The 17,940-nt window shown below is 64.5% G+C and carries 18 protein-coding genes and 1 tRNA gene; 10 read left to right on the top strand and 9 right to left on the bottom strand.

Annotation, left to right across the window (positions count from 1 at the left end; genetic code table 11):
* The first annotated feature begins 203 nt into the window (after positions 1-203).
* Positions 204-1,364: a cupin domain-containing protein gene (locus tag RLDS_RS42930; RefSeq protein ID WP_021226597.1), complete on the top strand. Its 1,161-nt coding sequence runs from the start codon at positions 204-206 to the stop codon at positions 1,362-1,364.
* A gap of 358 nt (positions 1,365-1,722) precedes the next feature.
* Here RLDS_RS42930 and RLDS_RS42925 read toward each other — a convergent pair.
* Positions 1,723-1,799, bottom strand: a tRNA-Pro gene (locus tag RLDS_RS42925).
* Positions 1,800-1,985: 186 nt separating this feature from the next.
* On the opposite strand from RLDS_RS42925, the gene yajC reads away from it, so the two are divergent.
* From yajC to RLDS_RS42905, 4 genes are all read left to right on the top strand, one after another.
* Positions 1,986-2,321: a preprotein translocase subunit YajC gene (yajC, locus tag RLDS_RS42920; RefSeq protein WP_021226596.1), complete on the top strand. Its 336-nt coding sequence runs from the start codon at positions 1,986-1,988 to the stop codon at positions 2,319-2,321.
* 8 nt (positions 2,322-2,329) lie between these two features.
* The gene (gene secD / locus RLDS_RS42915; protein ID WP_021226595.1) at positions 2,330-3,928 is read left to right on the top strand and encodes a protein translocase subunit SecD; all 1,599 of its coding nucleotides are present in this window, start codon (positions 2,330-2,332) and stop codon (positions 3,926-3,928) included.
* A 128-nt stretch (positions 3,929-4,056) separates the two neighbouring features.
* Positions 4,057-5,043 (top strand): protein translocase subunit SecF, encoded by a 987-nt coding sequence (secF, locus tag RLDS_RS42910; protein ID WP_021226594.1) that lies wholly within the window; start codon positions 4,057-4,059, stop codon positions 5,041-5,043.
* Between the two features lie 47 nt (positions 5,044-5,090).
* Positions 5,091-5,432: an MTH938/NDUFAF3 family protein gene (locus RLDS_RS42905; protein ID WP_084514833.1), complete on the top strand. Its 342-nt coding sequence runs from the start codon at positions 5,091-5,093 to the stop codon at positions 5,430-5,432.
* Between the two features lie 10 nt (positions 5,433-5,442).
* Here RLDS_RS42905 and RLDS_RS42900 read toward each other — a convergent pair whose 3' ends face one another.
* Both RLDS_RS42900 and mgtE read right to left on the bottom strand, forming a co-directional pair.
* Positions 5,443-5,847 carry a DUF1489 family protein gene (locus RLDS_RS42900; RefSeq protein WP_031298347.1) on the bottom strand — a complete coding sequence of 135 codons (405 nt, stop codon included), beginning with the start codon at positions 5,845-5,847 and terminating at the stop codon, positions 5,443-5,445.
* A 24-nt stretch (positions 5,848-5,871) separates the two neighbouring features.
* A complete protein-coding gene (mgtE, locus tag RLDS_RS42895) occupies positions 5,872-7,311 on the bottom strand; it encodes a magnesium transporter (protein ID WP_021226591.1) in 1,440 nt (479 codons plus the stop codon).
* Between the two features lie 146 nt (positions 7,312-7,457).
* Here mgtE and RLDS_RS42890 point away from each other — a divergent pair, with 146 nt between their 5' ends.
* The gene (locus RLDS_RS42890) at positions 7,458-7,913 is read left to right on the top strand and encodes a peptidylprolyl isomerase (protein ID WP_021226590.1); all 456 of its coding nucleotides are present in this window, start codon (positions 7,458-7,460) and stop codon (positions 7,911-7,913) included.
* A gap of 49 nt (positions 7,914-7,962) precedes the next feature.
* Here RLDS_RS42890 and RLDS_RS42885 read toward each other — a convergent pair whose 3' ends face one another.
* Entirely contained in the window at positions 7,963-8,655 is a 693-nt protein-coding gene (locus RLDS_RS42885) for a hypothetical protein (RefSeq protein ID WP_021226589.1), read from the bottom strand.
* Positions 8,655-9,359, bottom strand: coding sequence for a hypothetical protein (locus tag RLDS_RS42880; RefSeq protein ID WP_021226588.1), 705 nt, complete (start codon positions 9,357-9,359; stop codon positions 8,655-8,657). The genes RLDS_RS42885 and RLDS_RS42880 overlap by 1 nt, the downstream gene beginning before the upstream one ends.
* A 315-nt stretch (positions 9,360-9,674) precedes the next feature.
* Here RLDS_RS42880 and RLDS_RS42875 point away from each other — a divergent pair, with 315 nt between their 5' ends.
* The gene (locus RLDS_RS42875; protein WP_021226587.1) at positions 9,675-10,241 is read left to right on the top strand and encodes an outer membrane protein; all 567 of its coding nucleotides are present in this window, start codon (positions 9,675-9,677) and stop codon (positions 10,239-10,241) included.
* A gap of 79 nt (positions 10,242-10,320) precedes the next feature.
* Here RLDS_RS42875 and RLDS_RS42870 read toward each other — a convergent pair whose 3' ends face one another.
* Genes RLDS_RS42870 through RLDS_RS42860 form a run of 3 tightly spaced genes read right to left on the bottom strand, consistent with a single transcriptional unit; the run spans position 10,321 to position 12,379 of the window.
* Positions 10,321-11,607 (bottom strand): arsenic transporter, encoded by a 1,287-nt coding sequence (locus tag RLDS_RS42870; protein WP_021226586.1) that lies wholly within the window; start codon positions 11,605-11,607, stop codon positions 10,321-10,323.
* Positions 11,607-12,035: an arsenate reductase (glutaredoxin) gene (gene arsC / locus RLDS_RS42865; RefSeq protein WP_021226585.1), complete on the bottom strand. Its 429-nt coding sequence runs from the start codon at positions 12,033-12,035 to the stop codon at positions 11,607-11,609. The genes RLDS_RS42870 and arsC overlap by 1 nt, the downstream gene beginning before the upstream one ends.
* An 11-nt stretch (positions 12,036-12,046) precedes the next feature.
* Positions 12,047-12,379 carry an ArsR/SmtB family transcription factor gene (locus RLDS_RS42860; RefSeq protein ID WP_021226584.1) on the bottom strand — a complete coding sequence of 111 codons (333 nt, stop codon included), beginning with the start codon at positions 12,377-12,379 and terminating at the stop codon, positions 12,047-12,049.
* Between the two features lie 110 nt (positions 12,380-12,489).
* Between RLDS_RS42860 and RLDS_RS42855 the strand changes: the two genes are divergently transcribed.
* The gene (locus RLDS_RS42855; RefSeq protein ID WP_031298345.1) at positions 12,490-16,068 is read left to right on the top strand and encodes a hydantoinase B/oxoprolinase family protein; all 3,579 of its coding nucleotides are present in this window, start codon (positions 12,490-12,492) and stop codon (positions 16,066-16,068) included.
* A 16-nt stretch (positions 16,069-16,084) separates the two neighbouring features.
* Here RLDS_RS42855 and RLDS_RS42850 read toward each other — a convergent pair whose 3' ends face one another.
* Positions 16,085-16,843 carry a class II aldolase/adducin family protein gene (locus RLDS_RS42850; protein ID WP_021226582.1) on the bottom strand — a complete coding sequence of 253 codons (759 nt, stop codon included), beginning with the start codon at positions 16,841-16,843 and terminating at the stop codon, positions 16,085-16,087.
* Between the two features lie 225 nt (positions 16,844-17,068).
* On the opposite strand from RLDS_RS42850, the gene rpsU reads away from it, so the two are divergent.
* The gene (rpsU, locus tag RLDS_RS42845) at positions 17,069-17,275 is read left to right on the top strand and encodes a 30S ribosomal protein S21 (protein WP_021226581.1); all 207 of its coding nucleotides are present in this window, start codon (positions 17,069-17,071) and stop codon (positions 17,273-17,275) included.
* An 81-nt stretch (positions 17,276-17,356) separates the two neighbouring features.
* Positions 17,357-17,917 carry an FKBP-type peptidyl-prolyl cis-trans isomerase gene (locus RLDS_RS42840; protein WP_021226580.1) on the top strand — a complete coding sequence of 187 codons (561 nt, stop codon included), beginning with the start codon at positions 17,357-17,359 and terminating at the stop codon, positions 17,915-17,917.
* Positions 17,918-17,940 lie beyond the last annotated feature (23 nt).

Here is a 17,940-nt window from a genome sequence, read left to right as displayed (position 1 = left end):
GCGTCGGGACGGCGTTGGCATTACCCTATCGACCTTTTTTATTATCGTGCGCGCTCAATATGGAAGATGGGTGATAGTGGTCGATGAACCATAGTCGCGGGTGAAATTCGGACGAAGCGTGCTTCGTCATCATGTTCATCACGTCCGAACAATCCGCCATGCCGCACTATGTCGGACTTGGATAAGCCGGGAAGGAAAATTCGATGTTGTATCAAGTCAGCCCCGATAATTTACGGGTTGATGCCCTGATTGGCCAAGAGCGGCCTGCGATCGAGGCAGATATCAACAAGCCGGCGGATATTGTCAGATTGAGGGAAAGCTGGGCGACCGCAGAAGCGATCCCCGTATTGCTGATGAACCGGGACGAGGGGATCGTACGGGACTGGGGCAGGCTTGATGTCCGCACTTTGCTCTATGGCGAACAAAGTTCGGGCCGTTTTTCGGTGCATAGCATTTTGCTGGCGCCAGGCACGGAATTGCCGACACATTATCTTGTCGATTCCCATAGCTATGTCGTGCTGACAGAAGGCGAGGCCGTGCTGACCATCGGCGACAGGTCGCAGGCGGTGGGTGAATATGCGATGGGCTATGCGCCGCCCCGGACTCGACTCGGATTTCGCAATGAATCCCAGGCGCCTGCGACCATCATCCTGATCCAGTCGCCGGCGGGAACAGAGCGGGCCTTTGCCGAAGCGCATCGCCTTTGGAAAGCGACGGGCCAAGCGGATTTTGCGTCCTATGCTGCCATCTTCGAGCGTCATGGCATGTGCTTTGACGATACAGCGCTGCCGAGAGACGTGCTGGTCAACAAGGACCCCGAACCTCTCGATTTCGTCATCGGCAAGGATGGCGATATCGCCGCGCTGCGCGAGGCCTTTGAGCGTCGCGAGCCGCTCCCGCGGCTGGTGTCGATGCCCAGGGACAATCTTTCGACCAAGGCGACGGGCCAGAATGTCAGAAAGCAGGTCATGAGCGGAGACTTCAGTGCCGGCCACGCCATGTTGACGATGCTGGGTTTCACTCCCGGATTTGGTGCCGCGCCCCATCATCAGCCGACCGAGGAAGAGTTTTTCTTCATCTTTGAAGGCCTGCTGGAAATGACCTGCGCGACGGAAACCAGAATGCTCGCGCCAGGCGGTTTCGCCTTTTGCCCCCGCAATTGCACCCATGGTTTTCGCAATCGTCAGGAGGCCGAGGATACCTATTTCATGACCCTGAACTCGCCTGCGGGGCACGAACGGGCGATGGCGGTATTGCGGGAAATGATCCGGAATGGGGCCAACGAACAGCAAATCCACGACGTTGCAGTTCTGGGCGGCTTCATGCTTCATGAACCCACACTTCCGGTCAACGAAAAGACGTAAGACATTTTCCCATGGACGCCAGCCCGTGCGAATGACGGCGGGCTGCACGGTTACGGGCATCTGACCGGATCAGCGGCCGGTGAGCGTTCTCTCGCGCCCTTGGGACCGACTGGGGTCAAACTCATCCAGCGTGTGTTGTGACCGTGCGATAACCTCGCGCGCGGATTGCCCCGCCTATCTGTTCGCCCTCCCGGATCAGGAAGCGAAAGCCAGAAATGGCCAGAAGGGGATCACATTCCCTTGAGCATGGCGCCTGACGGCAATCGGGGGAGCTGTGTCCAACGTCTGGTGGACAAATGACGCGAGCCGCGTTGACGCCGTAGCGTCAGATCAACTCACTCAATCTTGCTGGCAATTTTGGTCGGGACGAGAGGATTCGAACCTCCGACCCCCACACCCCCAGTGTGATGCGCTACCAGGCTGCGCTACGTCCCGACCGGAGGGCGCCCAATAGAGCCATGATCGCCGTGATGCAAGGGTTCAATCGCAACGGCGCGCACGTCTCGCCGCGCGCCCTTATCATATTGCCTCCGCCCCCCTGTCTGTGTTAGCCGCCCGCCCTTGATCCGTGGGTGCGCCAATGGCCGCCCGCGACCGACAGACAACAAGGCAGTCCCACCCATGTTCATTACCCCAGCCTTTGCCCAGACCGCGGGCGGGCAAGCCTCCGGCGCCGGTATCCTGGTGCAGATGGCGCCGCTGGTCCTGATCTTCGTCGTCTTCTATTTCCTGCTCATCCGTCCGCAGCAAAAGAAGATGAAGGCGCACAAGGCCAAGATCGACGCGGTGAAGAAAGGCGATCAGGTCGTCACCGGCGGCGGTCTGGTGGGCAAGGTGGTGCGCGTCGATGACATCTATGTCGATGTCGAACTGGCGCCGGGCATGAAGGTCAAGGCGGTCAAGGCGACGCTGACCGACGTCATCGACCCGATGACCGCCAAGCCCGCGAACGACTGAGCGGCGTCATGCTGAACTTTTCGCGCTGGGCGATCGCCGCGATCCTCCTGCCGCTCCTGATCGGCGTGCTGTGCGCCGTGCCGAGCTTCCTGCCCGATGCCGCCGTCGCCAGGCTGCCCGGCTTCATGCAGACGCGCGTCAATCTGGGCCTCGATCTGGCCGGCGGCAGTCATTTGCTGCTCGAAGCCTCGACCCAGGACGTGGCCAGGCAGCGGCTGGTCAATATGGAGGAACAGGTCCGCACCGAATTGCGCCGGGGCGATCCGCGCATCGCGATCGGCGATATTTCCAGCCGCGACGGCAAGTTGAGCTTCATGGTGCGCAATCCGGCCCAGGTCGACGCCGCGGTCGAGCGCATCCGTCCGCTCACGCAAGGCGCGGGCCTCACCGGGCAGCGCGATTTCAATGTCGAGGTGGTCAATAGCTCGACCATCGTCATCACGCCGACGGAAGCGGGCATCGACAATGCGGTCAAGAGCGCGATGGAAGTCGCGACCGAAGTGATCCGCAAGCGCATCGACGAAATGGGGACGCGCGAACCCACGATCCAGCAGCAGGGCGACAACCGCATCGTCGTGCAGGTTCCGGGCCTTCAAAATCCCAAGGCGCTCAAGGACCTGCTGGGTCAGACCGCAAAGCTCGAATTCAAGCTCGTCGACACGACCGCCAATCCCGCCGAAGTCGCGCAGGGCCGCGCGCCGGTGGGCAGCGAAGTCCTGCCCTATCCCGACAATCCGTCCGGCGTTCCGGTGATCGCGGTCAAGCGGCAGGTGATGGTGTCGGGCGAGGACCTGACCGACGCCACGCAAGGCTATGACCAGAATAACCAGGCGATCGTCAACATCCGCTTCAATGGCTCTGGCGGCCGCAAGTTCGGGCAGGTGACGTCGCAGAATGTCAACCGGCCCTTCGCCATCATTCTGGACGGCCGGGTCTTGTCCGCCCCCAATATCAACGAACCGATCCTGGGCGGCAGCGCGCAGATCAGCGGCAGCTTCACCGTGGAAAGCGCCAACCAGCTGGCGATCGCGCTGCGGTCGGGGAAGCTGCCGGTCGCGCTCACCGTGGTGGAGGAACGCACGGTCGGGCCGGGCCTGGGCGCCGACTCGATCCGCGCTGGCCTCATCGCGTCGGTGATCGCCGTGGTCGCGGTCGCCGCCTTCATGTTTGTGAGCTATGGGCGCTTTGGCGTCTATGCGAACATCGCTGTCACCATCAACGTGCTGGTGATCCTCGGCGTCATGGGGATTTTGGGCGCGACCTTGACCCTGCCGGGCATTGCCGGCTTCGTGCTGACCATCGGCACCGCGGTCGATGCCAACGTCCTTATCTATGAACGCATCCGTGAAGAACGCAGGCGCGGCCGCAACGTGGTGCAGGCGATCGAGCATGGCTATAAGGAAGCCAGCCGCACCATTTTCGAAGCGAACGTGACCCATGCGATCGCGGGCGGCATCATGCTCGCGCTCGGCTCCGGGCCGGTCAAGGGCTTCGCCATCGTGCTGCTAATCGGCATCGCCACCAGCGTGTTCACGGCCGTCACCTTCACGCGCCTGCTGGCGTCGCGCTGGGTCCGCGCCAAGCGCCCGACCGAAATCACGATCTGATGCGCGCGCGTCGCATCTCCGTTCGCCCTGAGCTTGTCGAAGGGCTGTTCTTTCTTCGGAAGGGAACTGGTCTTCAAGAAGGACTGGGCTTCGACAGGCTCAGCCCGAACGGCATTAGGTTTTAAGCCATGAAACTGCTCAAGCTTGTCCCCGACAACACCAATATCGGCTTCGTCGCGATGCGGAAATGGGCGTTCGCGCTCACCGCGTTGCTGACGGTGCTGGCGATTGGTGCCGTGGCCCACAGGGGCCTTAATCTCGGCGTCGATTTCGTCGGCGGCCTGATGATCGAGGCGAAATTCCCGCAGGCGGTCGAAACCGACAAGGTGCGCGCCACCATTGGCCGCCTGGGCGTGGGCGAAAGCTCGCTCCAGCAATTTGGCGATCCCAAGACGGTGCAGATCCGCTTGCCCTTGCCTGAGCAGGGCGGCGCGGGAGCGGCCAATGCGGTGGTGGAAAAGACCCGCAACGCAATGACGGCGCAATTCCCCGGCGTCACCTTTTCCCGCTACGATACGGTGTCGGGCAAGGTGTCGGGTGAGCTGATCCAGAACGGCATATTGGCGGTGGTGCTGGCCGTGGTCGGCATCGCGATCTTTTCCTGGCTGCGTTACGAATGGCAATTCGGCGTCTCGACCTTTGTCGCGATCATGCACGACGTGCTGATGACGCTCGGCTTCTTCGCCATCACCCAGCTGGAATTTGACCTCAACATCGTCGCGGCCGTGCTGACGATCGTGGGCTATTCGATCAACGACAAGATGGTGATCGACGACCGTATCCGCGAAAATATGCGCAAATATCGCAAGATGGACATGAAGGCGCTCATCGACCTGTCGGTCAATGAGACGCTGCCGCGCACGGTGATGACGTCGCTGACCATCCTGCTGGCGCTGGGGTCGCTGCTGCTGTTTGGCGGTCATGTGCTGCGCGGCTTCACCGCCGCGATGATGCTGGGCGTGATCGTGGGGACCTATTCGTCCATCTATGTGTCGTCGTCGCTGCTCATCTCGCTCGGCCTCACCCCGCAAGCGTCGGAGAAAAAAGCGTCCAAGGCTGGCATCGCCGCGCAGGCGGAGCGTGTCGGGCCGCGCGACGACGGGGCGCGACCCTGACCGATTCGGGCATCAGGCTGCGCCGCGATGACAGCGGACAGGGGCCGATCGTCACCGGCTTTCAGGGGCGCGGCTTTCGCGTGCGCGATGATGTGTTTCCCGACGGCCTGTTGCTCAGCCCGCTGCGCGCCATGGCCTGGACCGATGCGCCGTCGGTCGACGCGCTGGATGCCTCGCAATTTGGCGATCTGTTCGCCCTTGATCCCGCGCCCGAATTTCTGCTGCTCGGCACCGGCGCTGGACTGCGGCAGCCGCCCCGGCCCTTCGTGCGCGCGCTGGAAGCACGGGGCATCGGCGTCGAGGCGATGGACAGCCGCGCCGCCGCGCGTGCCTGGGGCGTCCTGCGCGCCGAGGAACGCTGGATCGTCGCTGCGCTGCTGCCGCTCTAACCGTCTGCCGCTAGACCAGCCCTAACCGCGTGAGTTCACCCAGCAGGGCGGGCGGCATCGCCTCCAGATCATCCGCTTCGCCGCTGCCCAGGTCCGGCGGCGCGTCCTTGTCCTCAAGATAGCGCCAGCCCTGATGCGCGCGCTTGGGACTGGTGCGCACGGGGATGAGCCGGGGCGCCAGCCGCACCCAATATCGCCCTTGGCCCGTTTCCTCGAAACCCAGCAGCGGGCTGCGGCCGATGATGGTGTGGGCGTGAATCCAGTACAGCGATCCGCCAGTCATCTCCTCGACGCGCTTGGGCAGATAGCGGGTGGTGATCCGCGCCTCGCCCGATCCGGCCTGGCTTTCCAGCCAGGCGCGCAACGACGCGGGGCCTTCGCTGCGGAAGGCGATCTTGGTCATATGGAGTGGCATTACGGCCTTACATGGGCGCTCGGATCAGCCGGTCAATCCCGCCGCGGTCGCCAACCCCAGGAAAGCGAAGAACCCCATCGAATCCGTGATCATCGTCACGAAGATGGAGGAGGCCACCGCCGGGTCCAGGTTCATCCGGTCAAAGGCCAGCGGGACCGATGCGCCGGCCAAGCCCGCCGTGATGATGTTCGTGACCATGGCGGCGGCGATGACGCCGCCCAGCGCCATATTCTGGAACACCAGCGATACGCCGATCCCCAGCACGATGGCGACGGTCGCGCCATTGAGCACCGCGACGCGAATTTCCCGCAAGATGGTGCGCCGGGCGTTGGACCCGGTAATCTGGTTGGTGGCGAGCGCGCGCACGGTGACGGCCATCGTCTGGCTGCCGGCATTGCCGCCGACTCCTGCGACGATCGGCATCAGCGTCGCCAGCGCGACCATCTGCTGGATCGTCCCTTCGAAAATGCCGATGATGGTGGATGCGACCAGCGCCGTCAGCAAATTGGTGAGCAGCCAGCGGACCCGCGCGCGATAGCTGTCGAGCACCGGTTCGTTGATGTCGCCTTCGCCCGCGCCCGACAGGCGCAATATATCTTCGCCCGCTTCCTGGCTGATGATGTGGACGATATCGTCCACCGTGATCATGCCTACCAGCCGGCCCGAACTGTCGACCACGGCGGCTGAGATCAGCGCATATTTCTGGAAGCGCAGCGCCACTTCCTCCTGATCCATGTCGACCGGGATCAGCGTCTGCTCCCGCTTCATGAGGTCGCTCATGGGCACGCCGCGCGGGCAGGTCAGGATCCAGCTGAGCTGGCAGGTGCCGATCGGCCGATGGCCTTCATCGACGACGAAGATTTCCCAGAAATCCCGCGTCAGATCGCCGCTGTCGCGTAGATAGTCGATCACCTGTCCGACCGTCATATGCTCGGGCACCGCGACCAGGTCGCGCTGCATCAGGCGGCCGGCGGATTCCTCCGGGTGCGCCAGCGCGCTTTCGATCGCGGCGCGATCCTCTGGCTCCATCGCCTCCAGCACCGCCTGCTGGTCGGCTTCCTCCAGATCCTCGATGATCGCGACGGCGTCGTCGGTATCCAGTTCGGACGCGAATTCCGCCACCTGTTCGGGCGCCAGCGCGCCGATCAGGTCGTCGCGCACATAATCATTGAGTTCGGACAGGACTTCCGCGCCGACCAGGTCGCCCAGCGCCGCGGCAATATCGGCGCGCCGTTCGGACGGGGCCAGTTCCAGCAGGTCGGCAATGTCGGCCGGATGCAGCGGCGACACCAGGTCGCGCGCCTTTTCGCTGTCGCCATCCTCGACCGCGTCCAGCACGGCCGTCAGATATTCGGGCTTCAGCCGGTCATCTTCATCGTGGCTGGCCTCCGCCGCCTCGATCACCGGATCTTCGAAATCATCCCCATGCACCAGGGGTTCGGCCATATCGCCGCGCTCGCTCATGGCGCCCCCTACTGTCCGGTTCCTGTAACATATCGTCGCTTTCGCCCATGCCCACTGGAAATGCAATAAGGAGACAGCGCTTCCATCCCGGTCTTTAGCCTTTATATGGGCTCCATCCCCACGTCCCCGGCAAGAGAGGATTTTTCATGGCCGACGATACGCTTACCCTTACCCTCGACAGCGGCGGCGATGTCGTCATCAAGCTGCGCCCCGACCTTGCGCCCGGCCATGTCGCGCGCATCGTGGAAAATACCAAGGAAGGCTTTTACGACGGCGTCGTCTTCCACCGGGTCATCCCCGGCTTCATGGCGCAGGGCGGCGATCCGACCGGCACGGGCATGGGCGGCCACCCCGACAAGCCCGACCTCAAGGCTGAATTTAGCCGTCAGCCGCATGTGCGCGGCGTCTGCTCAATGGCGCGCGCGTCCAATCCCAACAGCGCCAACAGCCAGTTCTTCATCTGCTTTGACGATGCCACCTTCCTCGACGGGCAATATACCGTCTGGGGCGAAGTGACGTCGGGCATGGAGTATGTCGACGCGCTGCCCAAGGGCGAGCCGCCGCGCACGCCGGGCAAGATCGTCAAGGCGACCGTGGCCTGATTGTTGATGGGGGCGATGGCGGGTCATCCCGGCCATCGCCCCGCCACCGTCATTTCTGTTCTGCCTGCTTCCGGCGCGCCATGCCATCGGTGATGGAAATCGGCGCGCTCGCGCTGGACGCAACTTCCGCCTCCTCCGGGACATAGGCGCCGATCGACTGGATATGCCAGCGGCGCTGCTCTTCCGTCGATCCCGGCACATCATTGACGCGGCGCAGCGTCACCTGCCGCAACGCATACCAGGGCTTTCCGTTGGCGGCGATGCGGCCATAGACCTGCACCGGCACTGTCACATAAAGCGAACCGGCCGCCCCTTCGGGTTCCGATGGCGCACCGACATTGGCATGGATTTCGCTGAAACCCCGGAAACGCGCGGCAAAATGCGCGTCATCCTGCGCGCCGATCGCAGTCGCCGGATTCCACATATCCTGTGCGTCCTCGAAACGCTTTTCCTCCAGCAGGCCATAATAGCCCTGCACCACCTGCGCCGCGCCCTGCGCGCTGCCCGGGTCGATCGACCCCTCCTCGATCGGTGCAGGGTCGACCGGCAGGCCGCCCGGCGTCCCCGGTTCGGGCGGTGCGAGCGGCTCCATCAGCGCCATCGCTTCGGCCCGTACATTATTTTCCACCTGCGCCTGGTTGGCGCCATTGGCCAGATTGTCGATTGCGCTTTCCTCCCGACCATCGCAGGCCGCGACGAGCAGGAGGGTGGCCAGCGCGCTTGTCCTGATCGCTCCCCGCATCAGTTCGGGCGGACCCGATTTGCCGGCTCACGACCGCCGCCCGACCGCATCGGTCGCGACATGCGTGATCCTGGCGAGGGTCGTGCGCTCATGCTGCGCTGAGGGCGGGGCTGACTTGCCTGGGGGCGGGGCTGGGGCGATGGGCGGACCGCATTCGCGCCATCGCGTCCGCGCCCGCCATTCCAACGTCCACGTCCGTCCCCGCGGTCGTCATTACCGCCAGGGCGCGGTCGGACATAATTGCCCGGCCGGCCATCGCGATCGGGCCGTTGCCAGTTTCCGGGGCGTCCATCGCGATCGGGGCGGCCATCACGGTCGGGTCGCTGCCAGTTGCCGGGCCGACCATCGCGATCGCCACGCCATCCGGGTCGACCGTCGCGATCCCTGTCTCGCCACCGGTCATCGCGCCGGTCATTCCGCCGCGCCTGCCAATAGCGCCGCTGGCTGTCGGTCCAGCGGTGCCGCCGTCCGCCGCGGTCATAGACATAATACCCGGTGCCCGGATAATAGAAGTCATTATACCAGCCATAGCCGCCGCCATAATAGCCGGGGCTGTAATAGGGGTCATAATAGCCCCCGCCATAATAGCCGGTGCCGACGCCTACTCCGCCATAGCCATAGCCATCGTCATAGGCGCATCCGCCCAATGTCATCGCGCCAATCAAGCCGAGGGCGGCCAGAAACCTTCGTGCAGGTCCAGTCATCGCCTGTCTCCTTATCCTCTTGCTGTCAGGGGTAACGCGTGGAGTTTGAATTGGTTGTGAATGACCGTTCTGCCGCACGAATTTGATTTATCCGCCGTTCAGAAATCTTCCGCCTCGTTCATGTGCACGACAGAAACCGTGTTGTCGGTGCCACAATCTGGCGGTTTTCCGCCTTTTCGTCATTCCGCCGGGAAACCTTCCCGCCATCATGGTCATTATGATCCCTGCCGCTCCGGTCGCTTGAAGCACCCAGGAAGCGGCCCGGCGGGTCCAAACCGCCGCAAGCATCCAACAACAGATCAAAGGGTCACACCCATGAAGACACTGCTTATTTCGGCAGCCGCTGCCGCGTCCCTGATCCCCGCCGCCGCTATGGCCCAGAGCGGCCAGGCCGACGACGCAGGCGCCACCCGCCGCCTGGAACCTTATGTCGGCGTGATGGGCGGCGTGCATAATTTCGACAGCGAAACCGGCAAGGAAGGCATCCCGCCCGTCGGTTACAAGGGCCGCATGGTCGAAGGCGTCGCTGGCGTGAACTACAATGTCGCAGGACCGCTTGTGGTCGGCGTCGAAGGCACGGCTTCCAAGGGCGTCTCTGGCGATATTGATTGGGAATATGGCGTGGCTGGCCGCGCCGGGGTCAAGGCGGGCAAGGACAGCCTGATCTTCGGCAAGGTCGGGTATAAGTGGGTCAATTTCGACGCGCTCGGCCCGGACAGCCCGGACTTCCACGGCACCACCTATGGCGCCGGCGTCGAACTGTCGCCCGCGGACATGGGCGGATCGGCCCAGAGCAGCAACATCCGTCTGCGCGTTCAGGCAGACACGCTCGGCAATTTCCGCTCGATCCGTCCGATGGCGGGTGTCGTCGCGAAGTTCTGACGCGTTTTGACTGAGCTTCAGTGCTCGAGCGGGCGGGGTGGACCAGGGTCTGCCCCGCCCGTTTACGTGAATGGCGGCATCAACCCATCCCAATCCGCAGCGCCAGCGCCGCCAGGGTGACGATCAGGATGGGAATGGTGAGGCAAAAGCCGACCCGAAAATAATAGCCCCAGCCGATCCTGATGCCCTTCTGGCCGAGGACATGCAGCCATAATAAGGTCGCCAGCGATCCGATCGGCGTGATCTTGGGACCAAGGTCGCAGCCGATGACATTGGCATAGATCATCGCCTCCCTGACCGCGCCCGTGGCATCCGTCGCGCCGATCGACAATGCGCCGACCAGGACGGTCGGCAGGTTGTTCATGATGGAGGAGAGGAGGGCGGCGAGCACGCCCGTCCCGATCGCCGCGCCCCATATCCCGCCTTGCGCCATCTGGCTGATCAGCGCCGCAAGATGATCGGTCAGCCCTGCATTGCGCAGGCCGTAGACAACCAGATACATGCCGAGCGAGAAAATGACGACCTGCCAGGGCGCGCCGCGCAACACGGCCCGGGTCGCGATGACATGTCCCCGTGCGGCGATGGCCATCAACAGCGCGGCCCCGGCGCCGGCCACCACGCTCACCGGCACGCCGCGCGGCTCGAGCAGGAAAAAGCCCACAAGCAGCAGGGCAAGGACGACCCAACCCGCGCGGAAGGTGGCCATGTCCCGGATCGCCTCGCCCGGCATGCGCAAAGCCGTCACATCATAGGCCGCCGGTATGTCGCGCCGGTAAAAGAGAATCAGCGCGCCCAATGTGGCGGCGACGGCCGCCAGGTTCACCGGCACCATGATGCCGGCATAGTCCGCGAAGCCAAGGCCGAAGAAGTCGGCCGAAACGATATTGACCAGATTCGATACGACAAGCGGCAGGCTGGCGGTGTCGGCGATGAAGCCCGCCGCCATCACGAACGCCAGCATCGCCTTGTCGCCATAACCCATCGCCCGCAGCATCGCGATGACGATGGGGGTCAGGATCAGCGCCGCGCCGTCATTGGCGAACAGCGCCGATACCGCCGCGCCCAGCAGCACGACCAGGACGAACAGCGCATGGCCATTGCCCTTGCCCAGCCGCGTGACATGCAGCGCCGCCCATTCGAAGAAACCGGCTTCATCCAGCAGCAGGCTGATGATGATGATCGCCACGAACGCGCCGGTCGCGTTCCACACGATGTTCCAGACCACGGGCACGTCGGCCAGCGATATGACGCCAGCCAGCAAGGCGACGATCGCCCCGCCCATGGCGCTCCATCCGATGCCCAGGCCCCTGGGCTGCCAAATGACGAGCGTGATCGTGGCGATGAAGATCAATAAGGCCGGCAGCATCAGGCGACACGCTGACCATCGGCGTCCACGACCGGTTCGCCATCTTCCTTGGCAAAGGCGCCGCTCTGTCTGGTGGGCAACAGCTCCAGCACCGCCTCGGACGGACGGCACAGCTTCACGCCCAGCGGCGACACGACCAGAGGCCGGTTGATCAGGATCGGATGCGCCATCATCGCGTCGACCAGCGCATCGTCGGACAGCGTCGCGTCGTCCAGGCCCAGGGCGGCATAGGGCGTATCCTTCTGACGCAGCAGGTCACGCGCGGTCATGCCGGCGCGGACGATGAGATCGACCAGCAAGGCGCGGGAAGGCGGCGTCTTCAGATACTCGATCACATGCGGCTCGATGCCGGCGTTGCGGATCATGGCCAGCGCATTGCGCGACGTGCCGCATGCCGGATGATGATAGATGATGATGTCGACAGCCATGGCGCAGCCTTTCAGCACAGGGGGGTGAGTTCAGCGATCAGCGGCGCGCAAAGCTCGGCGCGCCCCGCGCAGCAATCCTGGAGAAGGAACAGGGTAAGCGCGCGCATCCGGTCCAGATCGGCGCGATAGATGATGAACCGGCTGTGACGCTCCGCGCGGACCAGCCCGGCCCGCGCCAAGATCCCAAGGTGCGACGACAGGCTGTTTTGCGGCACATCCAAATGCCGCGCGATGTCGCCCGCCGCCATGCCCGCTGGCTCATGACGCACCAGCAGCCGGAACGCATCAAGGCGCGTCCCCTGAGCAAGCGCCCCCAGCGCGGATATGGCCAATTCTGTATCCATATATCCAGAATAATGGATATAGTTTGATCTGCGCAACAGCTATTTTGTCCGCATACACGCCCATCGCCATCGACCTTGCCATATCCGGCGCGTGCGGCCATCACCCCGCCATGACCTGGCATTTCTGGATCGATCGCGGCGGCACCTTTACCGATGTGGTCGCGCGCGATCCTGAGGGGCGCTTGCACACGGCGAAGCTGCTTTCCAGCGATCCCGAACGCTATGCCGATGCCGCCGTCGAAGCGGTCCGCCGGCTGACGGGGGCGGGCGATGGCCCGATTCCGCCCTGTTCGCTGCGGATCGGCACGACCATCGCGACCAATGCCCTGCTGGAGCGCAAGGGCGAACCTGTCCTGCTTGCTGTCACGCGCGGCTTTCGCGACGCCATCCGCATCGGCACGCAGGAACGCCCGGACCTGTTCGCGCGCCATATCCGCTTGCCCGATCCCCTGCATCACGATGTCATCGAAATCGACGAACGAGTGAGCGCCGACGGCGAGGTGCGCGTGGCGCTGGACGAAGCGGCCGCGCGCGCCGCGCTGGAGGCGGCCTATCGTCAGGGATTGCGCGCCGTCGCCATCCTGCTGATGCATGGCTATCGCTACCCCGCGCATGAACAACGACTGGCGCAAATCGCCGCCGATATCGGCTTTACCCAGATCAGCGCCAGCCACGATGTCACGCCGCTCATCAAGCTCGTGGGCCGGGGCGACACCACGTTGGCCGACGCCTATCTCTCGCCCGTGCTGCGCGATTATGTGGATGGGCTGCATAAGGCGCTTGGCGGGCGAGCCGACATGCTGTTCATGCAATCCAATGGCGGCCTCACCCCCGGATCGCTGTTCCGGGGGAAGGACGCCGTCCTGTCGGGACCGGCGGGCGGCATCGTCGGCCTGGCGCGCACCGCCGAGCAGGCGGGTTTTCGGAAGGTCATCGGTTTCGACATGGGCGGCACGTCGACCGATGTCTCCCATTATGCCGGCGCCTACGAACGGGACAATGAAGCGCGGGTGGCCGGTGTCCGCCTGCGCGCGCCGATGATGCGGATCGATACGATCGCGGCGGGCGGCGGTTCGCTCTGCACCTTTGTCGACGGGCGTTTTCGCGTCGGGCCGGAAAGCGCGGGCGCGGTGCCCGGGCCGGCCTGCTATCGGCGTGGTGGGCCGATCACCATCACCGATTGCAATGTCCTGCTGGGCAAGATCCAGCCGGACTTCTTTCCCTGCCTGTTCGGACCCAATGGCGACCAGCCGCTCGATCGCGACGTGGTCGAGCGGCGCTTCGCTACCCTCTGCGAACAGGTCGAGGCGGAAACGGGCCGCGCCATGACCCCGCGCGAGGCGGCGGAGGGCTTTATCGCCGTCGCCGTCGCCAACATGGCCAACGCCATCAAGCGCATCTCGGTCGCGCGCGGCCATGACGTGACGTGCTATACCCTGGCCAGCTTTGGCGGCGCAGGCGGGCAACATGCCTGCCTCGTGGCCGACGCCCTCGGCATGGACCGGGTGATGATCCATCCGCTGGGCGGCGTGCTGTCGGCCTATGGCATGGGACTGGCAGACCGGCGGGCGGTGCGGGAATGCACGCTTGCCCTGCCGCTTGCGCCTGACGCCATGCCGCAGCTCAAGGACGCGCTCGCCGCCATGGAGGCGGATGCGCGCGCCGACTTGCCGCAAGCGGACCGGACCGAAATGCTGCTGCGCCTGCGCTATGACCGCACCGACAGCCTGTTCGATGTGCCGCTCGCCGATCTGGAGACGATGTGCGCCGATTTCTTGGCGCAGCATCGCGCGCGCTTCGGCTTTGACGGGCGCGGCGAAATCCTTGTCGATATGGCGCGGGTCGAGGCGATCGCTTCCACGCAGGCGGCGATGGACGATATCGTCGCCTTCCCCGATGCGGCCGCGCTGCCGCTGGCGCAGGTCGATTGCGGCGGCTGTTCCGCGCCCGTGCATGATCGCGCCGGCCTCAATCGCGACAGCGTCCTTGATGGTCCCGCCCTCATCATCGATCCGGTGTCCACCACCGTCGTGGAGTCGGGCTGGCGGGCGCGGGTGGACGCGATCGGCAACCTCATCCTGACCCGGCATCAGCCTCGCCCAGCGCCGCAGGCCATTGAGCAAGCGGGCGTCGATCCCGTGCGGCTGGAGGTGATGGGCGGGCTATTCATGGCGATTGCCGAGGAAATGGGCGCCGCGCTTCAGCATAGCGCCTCCTCCGTCAACATCCGCGAGCGGCTCGATTTTTCCTGCGCCCTGTTCGATGCCGCCGGCAATCTGGTCGCCAATGCGCCGCACATGCCGGTGCATCTGGGCAGCATGGGCGAAAGCATCCGCGCCATCCTGCGCCGGCGCGGCCCCGGTGCGGACGGACGGCCGATCGACGGGCGGGGTATGCAGCGGGGGGATGTCTATGCGCTCAACGCGCCTTATGACGGCGGCACCCATCTGCCCGACGTCACGGTCATCATGCCGGTGTTCGTCGACGGACGCGATGCACCCGTCTTCCACGTCGCGGCGCGCGGGCACCATGCCGACATTGGCGGCATCACCCCTGGGTCCATGCCGCCGGGCAGCCGGTCGGTCGAGGAAGAAGGCGTCATCCTCGACAATCTGCTGGTGGTCGACCGTGGCGACTTCCGGGAAGCGGCGATCCGCGACCTGCTTGGCTCTGGCCCCTATCCTGCGCGCAACATAGACCAGAATATCGCTGACCTGTCGGCTCAGATCGCCGCCTGCGCCAAGGGTGCTTCCGAATTGATACGGATCAGCAACGATTATGGTGTTGATAGCGTTTCCGCCTATATGGGCCATGTCCAGGACCAGGCCGAAGCGGCTGTGCGCCGGCTGATCGGGCGGCTCGACGATGGTCGCTTCACCTATGCCATGGACAATGGCGCAACCGTCGAGGTCGCCGTCACCATCGACGCCGCCGCCCGCGCCGCGACCATCGACTTCACCGGCACCTCCGACCAGCTGCCCGGCAATTTCAATGCGCCCCTGTCGGTCGTGCGTGCCGCCGTCCTCTATGTCGTGCGCACGCTGATCGATGAAGCGGTGCCGATGAATGACGGCTGCCTCAAACCCATCACTATCATAGTGCCCGAAGGGTCGATGCTCCATCCGCGCCATCCCGCCGCCGTGGTCGCAGGCAATGTCGAAACCAGCCAGGTCGTCACCGACGCGATCTTCGGCGCGCTCGGCGTCATGGCCGGGGCGCAGGGAACGATGAACAATGTCACCTTTGGCAATGACCGGCACCAATATTATGAAACGATCGCCGGCGGGTCGGGTGCGGGGCCGGATTTTGACGGCGCAGCGGTGGTTCAGACGCATATGACCAACAGCCGCCTCACCGATCCGGAAATCCTGGAAACCCGTTTCCCGGTGCTGCTGGAGGAATTTTCGATCCGCTCAGGTTCCGGCGGGGCGGGTCGGCATCGCGGCGGGGATGGCGCGGTGCGCCGCATCCGCTTCCTTGCGGATATGACGGCCGGCATCCTGGCCAACCGCCGTGTGGTGCCGCCCTTTGGCCTTGCTGGCGGGGCGGACGGCGCGCCGGGGCGCAACTGGGTGGAGCGCGCCGACGGCTCGGTCGAACCGCTGGGCAGTACAGCCACGGTCGATCTTAACGCCGGCGACGCCTTCGTCATCGAAACGCCCGGCGGCGGTGGGTTCGGCAAGGCCTGACCCGCCCCGTCCTTGCCTATTGCTTCCAGCTCGAATCGATCCGGTCGATCACCCGCACCATCGCCTGAAAGTCCGGCACCCCCGGCCCGACCGGCAATTGCACCCCGGCCAGGTCCCGCTGATGCACGGCGATCACCTCCGCCGGGATGTCGACCGGCGTGCCCGCCGCGCCGGCCGCGACCTGAATCTCGCAGGCGCGCTGCAACGACCAATGTTTGAGGAAGGCTTCGGGCAGGCTCGCCGCCATGACCAGCGTGCCATGATTGCGCAGGATCATCACCCGCTTGTCCCCCAGATTGGCGATCAGCCTCTCGCCTTCCTCCGGCCGGATCGTGACGCCTTCAAAGTCATGATAGGCGATCTGCCCCGCAAAGGCGGCGGCGTAGAAGCTGATCGGCCGCACTCCCTCGGCGCAGGCGCTCACCGCCATGCCCGCGGTCGTGTGGGTGTGGATGATGCAATGGGCGTCGGGCAGGTGACGGTGAAAGACGCTATGCTGGGTGAAACCGGCGCGGTTCACCGGATAGGGGCTGCCGTCCAGCACCTGGCCCTCAATGTCGATCTTGACCAGGTTGGACGCTGTTACTTCCTGATAGCCAAGACCGAACGGGTTGATCAGAAAGGCGTTATCCTCGCCCGGCACGCGCAGCGTGATATGGTTGTAGATCAGTTCCGACCATCCCATATGGTCGAATATGCGGTAGCAGGCGGCAAGCTGCTGGCGCGCCTCCCATTCCTGCGGCGTCATGTCGGGTTGTTGTGCGGCGCTGGCCATGGGCGATCCTCCTGTCTGTTATCGCGCCACTATCGGCTGGCCCGGCGCAAATGTCGAGATCATGGCCTTTAGGCTTGAGTTTGCGCGACTCTGCTGGTAGGGCGCCGCCCACATGGCGCAGGGCGACCTGCGACGACTCACTGGCTTTGCTATTCGGTCGAGCCGTCGGGAAGGACAGAAACGTCCCGGCGACCCGCCCGTTTTTGATTGGAGATTGACGGACTTATGCAGATCATCGTTCGCGACAATAATGTCGACCAGGCTCTTCGCGCGCTCAAGAAGAAGCTGCAGCGCGAGGGCGTGTATCGCGAAATGAAGCTGCGCCGTCACTATGAAAAGCCGTCGGAAAAGCGCGCCCGTGAAAAGGCGGCCGCCGTTCGCCGCGCGCGCAAGATGGAGCGCAAGCGCGCCGAGCGCGACGGCGTCCGTTAAGACGCTGTCCTGACGCGGGCGGCGTGCTGCCGCCGCGTTGGCTTACGACTTTCCTGCCCTGATTTTAGCGAGCTTAGGCCCATGTCCACGACGGCTGTTCCCCTTCGTCCCATCGCCAAGGGGTCGCTGACCCGGCTCTGGATCGGCGTTGCCATCGTCGCGCTGGCGGCCGGCGGGCTTGCCTGGGCGGGGCAGCAGGGCGTGGCGCCGTCGCCCGCCGCCTTCCTGGCGCAGAATTCGCATGAGGCCGGCGTGGTGACGACGGAATCGGGCCTCCAGTATAAGGTGCTGGAAGAAGGCACCGGCCCCAGCCCGACCAGCAGCGACGTCGCGCTGGTCGGTTATAAGGGCGCGTTGCTGGACGGCACGGTGTTCGATGAAAATCCGCAGGCGCCGATGCCGGTCGATGGCGTCGTGCCGGGTTTCTCCGAAGGCCTGCAAAAGATGAAGAAGGGCGGCAAGTATCGCCTCTGGATACCGTCGGAGCTGGGTTACGGGGCCGAAGATAATGGCCCGATTCCCGGCGGCTCGGTGCTGGTCTTCGACGTCACCCTGCATGACTTCAAGTCAAAGGCGGAATTGATGCAGCTGCAGCAGCAGATGATGCAGCAACAGGGCGCGGCGCCGCAGCCCGGGCAATAAGGCGCGCAGCCAGTGCGTTGATG

This window comes from Sphingobium lactosutens DS20 (assembly GCF_000445105.1).
Classification (GTDB): Bacteria; Pseudomonadota; Alphaproteobacteria; order Sphingomonadales; family Sphingomonadaceae; genus Sphingobium; species Sphingobium lactosutens.
Note: the sequence above shows the minus strand (reverse complement) of the source record. Positions and strands in the feature narration are given on the sequence as shown.

Coding starts and splice junctions, on each gene's coding strand:
- RLDS_RS42930 (WP_021226597.1), top strand. CDS start 204: ATGTTGTATCAAGTCAGCCCCGATAATTTACGGGTTGATGCCCTGATT.
- yajC (WP_021226596.1), top strand. CDS start 1,986: ATGTTCATTACCCCAGCCTTTGCCCAGACCGCGGGCGGGCAAGCCTCC.
- secD (WP_021226595.1), top strand. CDS start 2,330: ATGCTGAACTTTTCGCGCTGGGCGATCGCCGCGATCCTCCTGCCGCTC.
- secF (WP_021226594.1), top strand. CDS start 4,057: ATGAAACTGCTCAAGCTTGTCCCCGACAACACCAATATCGGCTTCGTC.
- RLDS_RS42900 (WP_031298347.1), bottom strand. CDS start 5,847: ATGCCACTCCATATGACCAAGATCGCCTTCCGCAGCGAAGGCCCCGCG.
- mgtE (WP_021226591.1), bottom strand. CDS start 7,311: ATGAGCGAGCGCGGCGATATGGCCGAACCCCTGGTGCATGGGGATGAT.
- RLDS_RS42890 (WP_021226590.1), top strand. CDS start 7,458: ATGGCCGACGATACGCTTACCCTTACCCTCGACAGCGGCGGCGATGTC.
- RLDS_RS42885 (WP_021226589.1), bottom strand. CDS start 8,655: ATGCGGGGAGCGATCAGGACAAGCGCGCTGGCCACCCTCCTGCTCGTC.
- RLDS_RS42880 (WP_021226588.1), bottom strand. CDS start 9,359: ATGACTGGACCTGCACGAAGGTTTCTGGCCGCCCTCGGCTTGATTGGC.
- RLDS_RS42875 (WP_021226587.1), top strand. CDS start 9,675: ATGAAGACACTGCTTATTTCGGCAGCCGCTGCCGCGTCCCTGATCCCC.
- RLDS_RS42870 (WP_021226586.1), bottom strand. CDS start 11,607: ATGCTGCCGGCCTTATTGATCTTCATCGCCACGATCACGCTCGTCATT.
- arsC (WP_021226585.1), bottom strand. CDS start 12,035: ATGGCTGTCGACATCATCATCTATCATCATCCGGCATGCGGCACGTCG.
- RLDS_RS42860 (WP_021226584.1), bottom strand. CDS start 12,379: ATGGATACAGAATTGGCCATATCCGCGCTGGGGGCGCTTGCTCAGGGG.
- RLDS_RS42855 (WP_031298345.1), top strand. CDS start 12,490: ATGACCTGGCATTTCTGGATCGATCGCGGCGGCACCTTTACCGATGTG.
- RLDS_RS42850 (WP_021226582.1), bottom strand. CDS start 16,843: ATGGCCAGCGCCGCACAACAACCCGACATGACGCCGCAGGAATGGGAG.
- rpsU (WP_021226581.1), top strand. CDS start 17,069: ATGCAGATCATCGTTCGCGACAATAATGTCGACCAGGCTCTTCGCGCG.
- RLDS_RS42840 (WP_021226580.1), top strand. CDS start 17,357: ATGTCCACGACGGCTGTTCCCCTTCGTCCCATCGCCAAGGGGTCGCTG.